This is a genomic window from Novosphingobium anseongense, assembly GCF_037482895.1.
Classification (GTDB): domain Bacteria; phylum Pseudomonadota; class Alphaproteobacteria; order Sphingomonadales; family Sphingomonadaceae; genus Novosphingobium; species Novosphingobium anseongense.
This window is the reverse complement of sequence record NZ_JBBHJZ010000001.1, coordinates 16,826-28,513: the sequence shown is the minus strand read 5'-3', so window position 1 is coordinate 28,513 and position 11,688 is coordinate 16,826. Positions and strand designations below refer to the sequence as shown.

General features: G+C 64.6%; 12 protein-coding genes. 6 read left to right on the top strand and 6 right to left on the bottom strand.

Annotation, left to right across the window (positions count from 1 at the left end; all coding sequences use genetic code 11):
* Positions 1-12 precede the first annotated feature (12 nt).
* Positions 13-633 (bottom strand): carboxymuconolactone decarboxylase family protein, encoded by a 621-nt coding sequence (locus tag WG901_RS00130; protein WP_339585001.1) that lies wholly within the window; start codon positions 631-633, stop codon positions 13-15.
* Between the two features lie 191 nt (positions 634-824).
* On the opposite strand from WG901_RS00130, the gene WG901_RS00125 reads away from it, so the two are divergent.
* Genes WG901_RS00125 through WG901_RS00110 form a run of 4 tightly spaced genes read left to right on the top strand, consistent with a single transcriptional unit; the run spans position 825 to position 4,357 of the window.
* Positions 825-2,522 carry an FAD-dependent oxidoreductase gene (locus WG901_RS00125; RefSeq protein WP_339585000.1) on the top strand — a complete coding sequence of 566 codons (1,698 nt, stop codon included), beginning with the start codon at positions 825-827 and terminating at the stop codon, positions 2,520-2,522.
* A 7-nt stretch (positions 2,523-2,529) separates the two neighbouring features.
* Complete coding sequence (locus WG901_RS00120; protein ID WP_339584999.1) at positions 2,530-3,069, top strand: CoxG family protein; 540 nt, start codon at positions 2,530-2,532, stop codon at positions 3,067-3,069.
* A 15-nt stretch (positions 3,070-3,084) separates the two neighbouring features.
* Positions 3,085-3,513: a nuclear transport factor 2 family protein gene (locus WG901_RS00115; RefSeq protein ID WP_339584998.1), complete on the top strand. Its 429-nt coding sequence runs from the start codon at positions 3,085-3,087 to the stop codon at positions 3,511-3,513.
* 13 nt (positions 3,514-3,526) lie between these two features.
* Positions 3,527-4,357, top strand: coding sequence for a TauD/TfdA dioxygenase family protein (locus WG901_RS00110; RefSeq protein WP_339584997.1), 831 nt, complete (start codon positions 3,527-3,529; stop codon positions 4,355-4,357).
* A gap of 58 nt (positions 4,358-4,415) precedes the next feature.
* Here WG901_RS00110 and WG901_RS00105 read toward each other — a convergent pair whose 3' ends face one another.
* The 4 genes from WG901_RS00105 to WG901_RS00090 form a co-directional block, all read right to left on the bottom strand.
* Complete coding sequence (locus WG901_RS00105) at positions 4,416-6,206, bottom strand: thiamine pyrophosphate-binding protein (RefSeq protein WP_339584996.1); 1,791 nt, start codon at positions 6,204-6,206, stop codon at positions 4,416-4,418.
* A 542-nt stretch (positions 6,207-6,748) separates the two neighbouring features.
* Complete coding sequence (locus WG901_RS00100) at positions 6,749-7,045, bottom strand: hypothetical protein (protein ID WP_339584995.1); 297 nt, start codon at positions 7,043-7,045, stop codon at positions 6,749-6,751.
* A 122-nt stretch (positions 7,046-7,167) separates the two neighbouring features.
* A complete protein-coding gene (locus WG901_RS00095; protein ID WP_339586607.1) occupies positions 7,168-7,362 on the bottom strand; it encodes a ferredoxin in 195 nt (64 codons plus the stop codon).
* A gap of 2 nt (positions 7,363-7,364) precedes the next feature.
* The gene (locus WG901_RS00090) at positions 7,365-8,675 is read right to left on the bottom strand and encodes a cytochrome P450 (RefSeq protein ID WP_339584994.1); all 1,311 of its coding nucleotides are present in this window, start codon (positions 8,673-8,675) and stop codon (positions 7,365-7,367) included.
* 445 nt (positions 8,676-9,120) lie between these two features.
* On the opposite strand from WG901_RS00090, the gene WG901_RS00085 reads away from it, so the two are divergent.
* Positions 9,121-10,035, top strand: a complete 915-nt coding sequence (locus WG901_RS00085; RefSeq protein ID WP_339584993.1) for an SDR family NAD(P)-dependent oxidoreductase — start codon at positions 9,121-9,123, stop codon at positions 10,033-10,035.
* Between the two features lie 79 nt (positions 10,036-10,114).
* Positions 10,115-11,104: a phosphotriesterase family protein gene (locus tag WG901_RS00080; protein ID WP_339584992.1), complete on the top strand. Its 990-nt coding sequence runs from the start codon at positions 10,115-10,117 to the stop codon at positions 11,102-11,104.
* A 157-nt stretch (positions 11,105-11,261) separates the two neighbouring features.
* Here WG901_RS00080 and WG901_RS00075 read toward each other — a convergent pair whose 3' ends face one another.
* On the bottom strand, positions 11,262-11,513 hold the full coding sequence (locus WG901_RS00075) for a hypothetical protein (protein WP_339584991.1): 252 nt from the start codon (positions 11,511-11,513) through the stop codon (positions 11,262-11,264).
* Between the last annotated feature and the right edge of the window lie 175 nt (positions 11,514-11,688).

Genomic DNA, 11,688 nt, shown 5'->3' with positions numbered 1-11,688 from the left:
CCGGCGATCCGCCTATTCGGGAGCGCCGTATCGCTCGGCCGAAGCGAGCAGATCGGGCAGCCGTTGAACGCCCGTCGAACGCATGACGTAGGCGATCGTCGTGTAGCAGCCGACGGTGAACAGGAAATCGAGCACCTGGGCCTCGCTCCATTCGCTCATCAACGCCGCCCAGCTTTCCTCGCTGATCTCGTAGTTCGCGATCAGTTCCTCGGTCGCGCGGATCACGTGCCGCTCGAAGTCGGTGAAATAGGGATCGGATGCGCCGACCTTGATCGGCTCGAACAGGGAATCGTCGAGCCCACACGAAATGCTCGTGTTGAGGTGGCTCGACCACATGTAGACCGCCTTGGTGATCCAGGCGAGCCGCATGATCGCGATCTGCCGCTGCTTCACCGGCAGGGTACTGGTCGTCAGCAGATGGATGTTGAACGCCGAGAACACATCGGCAAGCTTCGGATTGTGTGCGAAGGTCAACAGGACCGGATGCTTGTCGGCTCCCTGAAAGAAGCCGCCGGTCCACTTCTCGAGAAAGGCGCGCGCCTCCGGGGCGATCGCATCGGCATCGACGGGCGGCAGCCGCGGCGGCGGATCGTTGGGCAGCATCGCGAAATCCTCTTCCTTTTTGCCGGGCATGCTAAGCAGTTGTTCAGCAGGCTTGTCAATCACGCCAGACGGGCGGATCTTTTTTGCTCATAAAAATACTCTTTCGTATCTTTTAATCTTGCCCGCCGCTGGCAAGTGAGGCAGCAAACGCGAGATAAACGGGCCAGCGGCGGGACTCGCAAGCGCAGGATGGCGCCGGGGTTGGGAAAAGGATTCCAGGAATGCTGAACAATCTGCCGTCGCAATGGGACATGGAGGTGGACCTCGTCGCGATCGGCTCGGGAATCGGCGGGCTTTCGGCGGCGATCACGGCGCACGAGAACGGCGCCAGCGCCGTAGTGCTCGAACGATCGGCCCAGGTCGGCGGCGTCACCGCGCTGTCGATGGGTGAGGTCTGGGTCGCGGGCAATCACCATGCCACCGAGCTCGGCATCGAGGACTCGGTCGACAGCGGCTTCCGCTATGTAAAGCGCCTGTCGATGGACTACGGCAGCGACCTGTCGATCCTCAACAAGGTCGTCCACGCGCGCGAAGCGCTGCGCTATTTCGAGGACCGCATCGGCCTCGAGATGGAAGTGATCCGCGACTGCCCCGATTATTACTACACCGTCTCGAACGATGCCGTGGCCGAAGGCCGCATGCTCGAATGCAAGCCGTTCAAGGGCGAGACGCTCGGCGACTGGCAGAGCCGCACGCGCGTCTCGCCGCAGATGCCCTATGGCTTTACCCATGCCGACATGGCCGCGGGCGGCGGCACCGCCAACATGATGCAGTGGGACTTCGCCAAGATGGGCGAGCGCCTGACCAACGACGAACGCTGCCTCGGCGCCGGCCTCGCAGCCTATTTCGTCAAGGGCGCGATCGACCGCGGCATTCCGCTGCTGACGGGGACCAACGCCGAAGAGCTGATCTCCGACGGCACGCGCGTCGTCGGCGTGCGCGTCACTCAGGATGGGGAAGAACGCTTCATCAAGGCCAATAAGGCCGTGGTCGTCGCGGTCAGCAGCTACGAGCAGAACCAGGAGCTCAACAAGACCCTCGCCCGCCAGCTCGAGCAGGGATCGATGCTGTTCTCCGGGATCAACGGCGCCAACTTCCGCCTCGCCGGCCCGCTCGGCGCGCGGATCGCGACCGTGCCCGACATCACCTCGCTCGGCGTCACCGTGCCCGGCGAGGAGGACGAGGAAGGTCGCCCGCTCTGGCGCAGCGCCCTGCCCGTCATCGGCCAACCGCACACGATCGTGGTCAACCGCGAAGGCAAGCGCTTCGGCAACGAGGCCTTCTACCGCTCTTTCTATTACAAGATCGACGAAATCGACGGCGGCACCCAGACCCATCCCAACTTCCCCTGCTGGGTGGTGATCGACAGCCAGGTCCTGGCGAAATACCCGTTCTTCTCGGTGACCCCGGGCCAGGACTTCCCCGAAGGCTTCGGCACCAGGGCCGACACCCTGGCCGAACTCGCAGGCAAGATCGGCATCGACGCCCGAAACCTCGAGGCGACCGTGGCTCGGTTCAACACCCATGCCGAAAAGGGCGAGGACCCGGATTTCGGCCGCGGCACCCACCCGTGGAGCGCCTGGATGTGCGGCGACGTGAACCACAAGCCCAATCCCAACCTCGCCCCGCTCGAGAAGGGCCCGTTCTACGCGGTCGAGCTGCGCCGCATGGGCGGCACCGGCATCGCCGCAGCCGGCCTGATGATCGACCACCACGCACGCGTGATCGGCTGGGACGACAGGCCGATCGCCGGCCTCTACGCCGCGGGCAATTCGACCGCGCGCATGGAAACCGGCGCGGTGATGCAGAGCGGCATCTCGAACGCCCGCGGCATGACCTACGGCTGGCTGGCCGCGCGCGAAGCCTGCGGCGAACCGAGCACGTCGCTCGAGCGCGAAGTCGCGCGGATGGGACTGTGATCGTCCGATGATCGAGACCGAACAGACCGTCACCATCCGCGAAGAGATCACAAAGGTCTGGGATTTCGCGCGCGACATCCGCGGCTGGGCCAGCTTGATGCCCGGCATGCAGGACTGCGAGGTGATCGACGACGACAACTCGCGCTGGACCCTGAAGGTCGGCGTCGGCGGACTCGTCCGCACGGTCCGCGTCCAGGTCAAGGTCGACCAATGGGACGGACCCGAGCGCGTGGCCTTCACCTACAAGCTCGAAGGCGACCCGGTCCAGGGCGGCGGTTCCTATCTGGCGACCGCGACGGGGCCCGGCGAGACGGAGGTCAAACTGACGGTCCAGGTCCAAGGCAGCGGCCCGATGGCACCGATGTGGGAGGCCATGGGCAAGCCCTTGCTGCCGCAGCTCGCCAAGGGCTTCGCCGGCCAGTTGCGCGACACGATCGAAGCCCAGGCACAACCGGCCGGGGCCGCGAGCGCCGAGCCTGCCGCCGAGAAGGGCTTCCTCGCCTGGCTGCGGCAGCTGTGGCGCTCGCTCTTCGGCGCCAAGTCATGACAACGGGAGAGAACGATGAGTGAAGCCGACAAGCAGATCGCGCTCGATTTCCTGCAGGCGATGAGCGACGGCGATGCCGAGGGCATGGCCCGCTGCACCACCGAGGACGCCGAGACCTTCACCAAGGGCTTCGGCCAGGTCTCGGGTTGGCGCAACCGCGAGACGATGCTCGCCACCGTCGCAGCCTTCCGCCAGGTCGTGCCGACGGGCTTCCGCCCGACGGTGCACAGCCTGACCGCCGAGGGTGACCGCGTCGTGCTCGAATTCGAGGGCGACGCGGTGCTCAGCAACGGCGAGCCCTATTGCAACCAGTACGTCTTCATCTTCACCTTCCGCGACGGGAAGATCCGCCAGCTCAACGAGTACTTCTGCACCGTGCTCGCCGACCGCACGATCATGCCGTTGCTCGCGCAGATGGGCGAAGAACTCGCGCACGGCAATTGATCGGAAGCTTGTCATGACTCTGCAAGTCGAAGTGCTCAAACCCGCGATCGGCGCCAAGGTCCAACTCGACCGTGCCATGATCGGCGATCCCGCGGTGAGCCAGGAACTGCTCGCGCTGCTCGAACGGCACACCGTGCTGGTCCTGCCGCAGATCGGCCTGTCCGACGCCGAGCAACTGGCGCTGACCGACGCCCTGGGCGAGCGCGTCAACGTCGCGGCGCAGGTCCCCGGCCGCGCCGATGCCGCCGCGGTCTACGAGGTGACATTGAACGAGGGCGCGGCGATCGAGCGCGAATACGTCTTCGGCACCTTCTTCTGGCACATGGACGGACTCACCGTCGACGTGCCGCCGCCCAAGGCCTCGCTGCTCAGCGCGCGTCAGCTCGCGGCCAAGGGCGGCCAGACCGAATTCGCCACCACCAAGGCCGCCTATGCCGCGCTGTCCGACGAAGAGAAGGCCGATCTCGAAGGCCTGCGCGTCGTCCATACGGTCACCGCCTCGGTCCGCGAGGTTTGCGGACCCGAAGGCATCGACGAGGCGCGCCGCGCGCTGCGCCATGAACATCCGCTGGTCTGGACGCGCCGCGACGGCACCAAGTCGCTGATCATCGGCTCGACCGCCGATCAGATACCCGGGATGAACCAGGCCGAGGCGCGCGCGCTTCTCGCCCGCCTGCTCGACTGGACCGCACAGCCTGCCTTTTCCTATCGCCACGAGTGGCAGGAGGGCGACTGCGTGATCTGGGATAATCCTTCGGCATTGCACAGGGTGGTGCCCTATGCCGTCGACTCCGGCCGCCGCATGCACCGCACCGGCATCGCCGGTGTCGAAGCCCTGGCCTGAACGCAAACGCCTGAACGCAGAACCGCCGCCGACCTTGCGATCGGCGGCGGCGTTTCCCTTAGTACCCGCTGCTGTTCTCGGTCGAACCGCCACCGCTGCCGGCGGCTGGTGCCGGGGCCGCGCCGGGCACGCCGAGGAAGTCGCCTTCCTCGCCGAACCAGTTGCGGAATTCGAGGAAGCCCGGAATTCCGTTGAACGAGCTGTTCGCCGCCTGATCGACCTCGACGTGGATCACCGCCGGCTTGCCCGAGGCGAGCGCACGCTCGACCGCCGGCCCGATGTCCTCGGCGCGGGTGACGTATTCGCCGTGGGCGCCGAAGCTCTGCGCGGTCAGGTCGAGCCGCACGTCCTGGCCCCAGCGCGCTTCGGGCGTCGCCGTGTTGTCGCCAAAGTTCGCCTTGTACGATGCCGCCTCGATGCCCCAGGCATGATCGACCGCGACCACGCAGATCAGCGGCAGGTTCTTGCGGACCGCGGTTTCCAGCTCGGAGATGTGGAACAGGAAGGCGCTGTCGCCGGTCAGCAGCGCGACGCGGCGCTTGTCCCCCGCAGCAAGCTGCGCGCCGAGCGCCATGGGCAGACCGTTACCGATCGCGCCCCAGTTGGAGCTCCACATCGCATCGCGCGGGGTCCACTGCAGCAGCGCCGAGAACCACATCGACGCAGCGCCGCCGTCGCGCACGAGGATGGTGTCCTCGGGCAGCACCTTGGTCGCCTCGATCGCGAGACGGCCGGTGTGGACCGGCTCGGAGGTGGTTGGGATGCGGTCCGTCAGCGCCTGCTTGGCGTCGTCGCGGATCTTGGTCCATTCGCCAAGCCGGGCCGGAGCCTCGCGCTTGAGATCGCCGAGCGCCTCGGTCAACTGGGGCACGATGTCCTTGAGATCGCCGACCAGCGGCACGTCGATCGGGCGGTTGACGCCGAAGGCCGTGGCGTCGCGCTCGACGTAGATCCACTTGCGCGTCGCATCGCCGTCCTTCCAGGCGTGGCCGCGGCCGTAGTTGAGCGCCTCGCCCAGCTCGGTGCCGATTGCCAGGACGACGTCGGACGCCGACGCGATCTGGCCGCCGGCTTCGGAGCTGTAAGCGAAGGTACGGTCGTCGAAGCCCGGCAGTACAGCCTCGACCGCGTTCGACTGCAGGATCGGACAGCCGAGCTTCGCGGCGAGCGCGGCCCCAGCCTCGTGCTGGCGACTGACGAAGACGCCCTGGCCCAACAGCAGGGCCGGCGCCTTGGCGCCGCGCAGCAGGTCGACGGCTTCCTGGATCGACAGGTCGTCGGCGCGCTGGCGGGTCAGACGGTAGCGGCTCGGCGCGGCGACGGGGGGCAGGTCGAACTTGGCCTGCATCACGCCCAGCGGCAATTCGACATAGGTCGGCCCGGGTACGCCGGTCATCGCCTGGCGGAACGCCTCGTGCATGATCTCGTCGGTCTGGTCGGGATATTCGATGACGCCGATGTACTTCATCACGCCTTCGAAGATCGGCGGCTGGCTCATGTACTGCATCTTGCCGCGGCGCACGCGCTGCTCGTAGATGCGCTGGCGCTGGGCCATGATGAAGACCGCGGGAATGTTCTCCTTGCGGAAGAAGTTGGCGACCGCGGCGATGTTGCCGACGCCCGGGCCCTTGTTCATGCACAGGACGACCGGCTTGCCAGTCATGCGGAAGAAGCCGTCGGCGGTCAGGCCCGCGGCCTGTTCGTGGTGCGGCGAGACCACCTCGATGCCGCGGCGCTCGGCCTCGATGAACAAGGCGAAGAAGCTGGGATCGGGAATGCCGAACAGCGTATCGATGCCCTCCGCCTGGATCAGGTCGAGAAGGCGTTCGGGCATCGTTTGGCTGGGCATCGTTGATCATCCTCCTGCCGCCGGCACGATATGATACCGGCTGGAATCATTGCGGCACTTCGCGGTCTTGCGCGGCGAGTCAATGGCAATGTGGCTGCGGATGGCGCCTGTCCGGCATGCGGCCGCAATTAGCCCCCTGGCGAAGCGCCTTGGGGTTCGATGTTTGTTTGTGATGGTTTCATGTTGGTTGCGGGGATGGGATTCTGGCAATGTCGCACTCGCGCGCCGATCGGGTCAATGGCTCAAATCGCTTATAGCTGTTAGCGCGGGTCTTCCGGTGTTATTGCTTCTAATATCGATAACCGAAGACATCTTCACGAGATTCCCATTGTCGCGTGTTATGTCTCAAGGTTACTGGGACAGCCCATCAATCCACTTAGCGTTTTGGTGCGGAGTATGGGCAACTCTCTCCGGATTGACCGCAGCAGGAGCTCAGTGGTTCGGCATTCGAGCCTGAATCGCGGCCTCAGATCTTTCCTCTCATCGATATCCGCTATTGGGGTACGCTAGCGAGACGCCGAGTGACGGGGTTGTCGGCGGCATCAGCCCCTTGGTCTCCACCACGCCCGGGTGAGCGCCAGCAAACCGGCGAAGAACGTCGCAAGGCTAATCCAACCCGCCCAAAGCGGCAGGGGCGGCGCGCAATTATCGAAGCAGAATTTGTCTGGCCCTGACGCGGGTGCTTCGACGCCGAACGTATCGGCGAACCAATCCCAATGGCCGAGTATCGCAGCATCAAGGTGGAGGCGGATGATCCATGCTTGCACCAATCCGGCAATGGCGGCCGTTACCAGCAAGAGCATTGCTGCGAGCAATCGTCGATCACGCTTCGGCATCATCGCAATAAACTCTCATACTCGGCAGCGTCCGCCTTTAGGCATCTGCTAAAGGAGCAGCAATGACCGAAAAGTTGGCGCGAGGCGTCATACTCTGGAACATCCTGGCCGGCCTTTCGGGCAGATCACGTTTCAGAAACTGAGATGGCGCGCGCCGGGCACTGGTTTTCCGCCCGGCGCATCGTGTCCTCGTCTTCCTTTGCCACGCCGGTGACCAGCACCACGGCATAGCCGTCCTCGTGCAGTTCGAACACTTCGGGCGCTATGCCGGTACAGATGCCAAAACCGGCGCAGATGTCCGGATTTACCTGAACTTTCATGGTCAAGCCGCCTCCTTTCGATCAAACTCGATCGCGATGTGCGTCAGTCCGCGGAGGATGAAGGTCGGCAGGTAGCGATATTCCCGCGCGTCACGAGGCCCGTGGACCTTCTCCGAAATGCGGATATCGCTGGTCCGGTCGAACATGCGATTGAGCGCAACGATCGTCTCGGCTCGCGCCAGCGGCGCACCGGGGCACGCGTGGCGGCCTGCGCCGAAGCCGACGTGAAGTCGGGCGTTCTTGCGGTCGAGCCGGAACTCGGCCGGATTGTCGAACTTGCGGGCGTCGCGATTTGCCGCGCCGTTTGCGATAAACAGGAAAGTGCCTGCCGGAACGTCGATGCCGCCCACTGTTGTCGGCATCTTGGTCAGGCGGAAGTCGCCCTTGACCGGCCCCTCTGTGCGCATACACTCCTCGACGAAATTGGGGATGAGGCTGCGATCCTCGCGCAATCGCTGCTGGATGTCGGGGCGGTCGCCAATCAGCTGGAAGGCGTAGCTTAGCAACCGCACCGTCGTTTCCTGCCCGGCGGCGAAGACGTTGGCGGCGATGCGGGCGACGTCCATCGGCTCGGGAACCGAACCGTCGGGGAACAACGCCTTGGCCAAGCCAGTGAGGACATCGTCCTTTGGATTGGCCCGGCGATCCTCGATATAGGCCGAGAACTTGTCGTAGAGAAATTCCAAGGGACCGTGGGTCACCTCGCCATCGGTACCGCCGACCACGGCGCCGCCACTCTGCTGCTCCACGCGAATGAGGTGCTGGCGGAACTCGACCCGGTCCTCGGGCGGCACCCCAAGCAGGTCGGAAACGACGAGCACGGCGAAGGGTTGGGCGAAGGCATTCATGAACTCGCACTCGCCGTCGGCGATGAACGTGTCGATCTGCTCGTCGGCCAGCTTCCACATGAAGTCCTCGTTCTCCTTGAGGCGCCGCGGCGTGATCAGCGACATCAGCAGGGACCGGTGAGCCGAGTGAACCGGCTGGTCCATAGTGGGGAGTTGGTCATGGAACGGTGTCTTGTCGCGCCACTGCTCGATCAGCTCGGAAATGTCCTCGTCGCGATGATCGTCGAGCGGGATCGGGCAGCCCCCGAAAGGCCCCGTGGTCGACATGCAGGAGGAGAAGCGCTCGGGATCGTTGTAGATCTCCAGGGCTTCAGCGTAACCGGTGACCATGAGAATCCCGTGATGCGGCTCGCGGTGCACGGGTGACTGGTTCCGAAGGTAGTCAAAATACGGATAAGGGTCGGCGACCCACCGGTCGCTGAGAAAGAAATCGTACGCTTCGAAATCCTGAGCTTGGTCCGTCATGATCGCTCCTCACTGAGCGCTGTTTGCGACGCTCGTTCCCATGCAAGGCGATAGCCGAACCGTTGTCACTTTTGCAAAGACAACCGGCGCGCGATGCAAACGCGGCGGATTGCTTTGACCCGCACGATTTTGGCAAGGCGTAGCCTACTAGCTTCCCCGTTGCCGGTTTGCGTGCGGGCCCACCCCTGAATGGGCGACCGCTTTGGACGAAAGGATTTTCATGGTCGAGTGTCGACTTCGTCGGCGCTTGCGATGAATTGATTGCATCGAACTCAGATGAAATTCACCGCCGATTGTCCAGAAAGATCAAGCTTCCTATGCGCTACCGAGCATAAGCTGAGTGCAATAAAGTTCAGCGCATGAAAGGCTGGAAAGAACTTCGGACGCCGGTTGCGGCGCGTTCAGCGCACGGCAAGCCTGGTCGAAAGAGCAAAGGGGAAGAGGAATGGTCGACATGCGCTTCGATGCACGGGTGGCCGTCATCACCGGCTCGGGCCGCGGGCTCGGCTTCGAATATGCGCGCCTGCTCGCAAGCCGCGGCGCGCACGTCGTCATCAACGACAATGGCAGCACGCTCGACGGATCGGGCGCCGACCAAAGCATCGCCGCCGAGGCCGTTCGCCGGATCGAAGCCGAAGGCGGAGAGGCAATAGCCTGCACGGCAAGCGTCGCCACGCCCGAAGGCGGACGCGCGATCGTCGAGAGCGCGCTCGATCGCTGGGGCCGCATTGACGTGCTGATCCACAATGCCGGCAACACCCGCTTCGACGACTTCGCGACCATCGAAACCGAGGCCTTCCGCAGTGTGGTCGACGTCCACCTGCTCGGCGCATTCCATGTCACCCACGCGGCCTTCCCGCACATGCGCGAGGCCGGATATGGCCGCGTGGTGCTGACGGGCTCGATCGGCGGTCTCTACACGATGCCCCAGACGGTCGGATATGCGGTGTCGAAGTCGGGCATGATCGGGCTCAACAACGTGATCGCCATCGAAGGCGCAGATCGCGACGTGAAGAGCAACATCATCCTGCCCGGCGCGGTCACGCGCATGGCCGAGGGTCTCGATATCTCGCAGTACCCGCCCATGGGCCCCGACATGGTGGCGCCGATGGTGGGCTATCTGGTCCATGAGGACTGCGCGGTCACAGGTGAGCTCTACGTGTCCGTGGCCGGCCGCCTGGCGCGCGCCTACGTGACCGAGACCCGCGGCGTCTGGCGGCCGGAATGGTCGATCGAGAGCGTCGCCGAAGAGATCGGAGCCATTCGCGATCCCGCCGAGGCCTGGACCTTCCACCCGGCCGAGAATGGCTTCGCCGAGCACCTGACGAAGAGTTTTGCGATGGCGCGCGGCGCCAACTGAGCAGCGCCCCGGCGAGGGCGCGAGCCCATGAGTTCCGTCGCTTATCGATGGGCTCGGGGCACGGCGTGGGAGAAATGCGATGTCCAAAGTGGAAACGCTGCGCGGGCCTGTCGACACGACAGCGCTGGGGAAAGTGCTGATCCACGAGCACATTTTCCTCATGGACATGGAATACACCTACAACTACCGGCCCGATTTCTTCGAAGACCAGACGATCGCCGACGCCGCCGCGCGGCTCAACGCGCTAAAGGCCAGCGGTGTCGACACGATCATCGACCTGACCGTGCTCGGCCTCGGTCGCCACGTGCCGAGCCTTGCCAAGGTCGCGCCGCTGACCGATCTCAACATCGTCATCTCGACGGGGGCCTATACCTTCGACGCGGTGCCCGGCCCCTTCGCCTTCCACGGCCCCGGCCTATTGCTCGACGGGCCCGAGCCGATGGTCGATCTCTTCGTCCGGGACATCACCGAGGGCGTTGGAGGCACCGCACTCAAGGCTGGCGAACTCAAGTGCGCGATCGACATGCAGGGGCTGCGCCCTGGGGTCGAGCGGATCATGCGCGCCGTCGCGCGCGCCAACGTGCTGACGGGAGTTCCGATAACCGTGCATACGACGCCGCAGGCCGAGACCGGGCTGATCGCCCAGCGCGTCCTCTCCGAAGAGGGCGTTAATCTCGAGGACGTGACCATAGGTCACTGCGGCGACAGCAAGGACATCGACTATCTGATGAGGCTGGCCGACAAAGGTTCGCTGCTCGGAATGGACCGCTTCGGCGTCGAGTTTGCTATCACCATGGAAGAACGCGTCGCGACGATCGCGGAGATGGTCCGTCGCGGCTACGTCGGCAGTCTGGCGCTGTCACACGACTGCTGCGCCTGGTCGGACTTCTTCCCCAAGGTTTCGGACTACCACGCCGCGATGCCGCGGCATCATTATCTCCACATCCACGACGACGTGATTCCGGCGCTGCGGGAGGCCGATCTCAGCGAGCGCGATCTCGACACGATGTTCATCGACAACCCGCGCCGCCATTTCGAAAGCGCAGCGCGGCACTTCAGCGAGCGCTGATCGCGCGCTCGGCCTACGGCGCTGATGGGATCCCGGACGGCGTCGTAGTTTCGCCCCGCTCTCATGGCTTTCGACGTTATGGGAGAAAGTCTCTCGCCTGCCCCAGGGCGTCCGAACGGGCGGCCGGGAAAACCCGGCCGCCCTCGCGGAGAGCTGGTCAGAACTTCTTCGACACGCCGACCCGGACCAGGCGACCGAGCGTGAAGCCGTTGGCGAAACCGACCGACGTGTTGCCACCGCCGGAATAGGTCCCACGATAGAGCGGCGGAGCCTTGTCGAAGACGTTGTCGACGTTGACCGTGAATGCCAGGTCCTTGAGGAGCGAACTGCTGTCCGGCACCTCGTACACGCGCAGGTCACCCGCGGGCAGGTGGACGAGCGCGCCATCTGCGACGAGACGCGCGGTCAACAGCTCGTCCTCGCCCCGCCCGTAGTTGAACCAGTTGGTCGCAGTCGCAAGCGGGGCCGCGTTGACGGCAGCTGTTAGACTAAACGGATTGAACGTCCCGGACAGTGAGCATGCTCCTGGCGAAGTCGCGGATCATTTGCTATGTTCGGCCAGCAAAGTGGCGGGCAGACTTGTT

Excerpts from the sequence above, each read along its gene's own strand:
- WG901_RS00130 (WP_339585001.1), bottom strand. The coding sequence starts at position 633 with ATGCCCGGCAAAAAGGAAGAGGATTTCGCGATGCTGCCCAACGATCCG.
- WG901_RS00125 (WP_339585000.1), top strand. The coding sequence starts at position 825 with ATGCTGAACAATCTGCCGTCGCAATGGGACATGGAGGTGGACCTCGTC.
- WG901_RS00120 (WP_339584999.1), top strand. The coding sequence starts at position 2,530 with ATGATCGAGACCGAACAGACCGTCACCATCCGCGAAGAGATCACAAAG.
- WG901_RS00115 (WP_339584998.1), top strand. The coding sequence starts at position 3,085 with ATGAGTGAAGCCGACAAGCAGATCGCGCTCGATTTCCTGCAGGCGATG.
- WG901_RS00110 (WP_339584997.1), top strand. The coding sequence starts at position 3,527 with ATGACTCTGCAAGTCGAAGTGCTCAAACCCGCGATCGGCGCCAAGGTC.
- WG901_RS00105 (WP_339584996.1), bottom strand. The coding sequence starts at position 6,206 with ATGCCCAGCCAAACGATGCCCGAACGCCTTCTCGACCTGATCCAGGCG.
- WG901_RS00100 (WP_339584995.1), bottom strand. The coding sequence starts at position 7,045 with ATGATGCCGAAGCGTGATCGACGATTGCTCGCAGCAATGCTCTTGCTG.
- WG901_RS00095 (WP_339586607.1), bottom strand. The coding sequence starts at position 7,362 with ATGAAAGTTCAGGTAAATCCGGACATCTGCGCCGGTTTTGGCATCTGT.
- WG901_RS00090 (WP_339584994.1), bottom strand. The coding sequence starts at position 8,675 with ATGACGGACCAAGCTCAGGATTTCGAAGCGTACGATTTCTTTCTCAGC.
- WG901_RS00085 (WP_339584993.1), top strand. The coding sequence starts at position 9,121 with ATGGTCGACATGCGCTTCGATGCACGGGTGGCCGTCATCACCGGCTCG.
- WG901_RS00080 (WP_339584992.1), top strand. The coding sequence starts at position 10,115 with ATGTCCAAAGTGGAAACGCTGCGCGGGCCTGTCGACACGACAGCGCTG.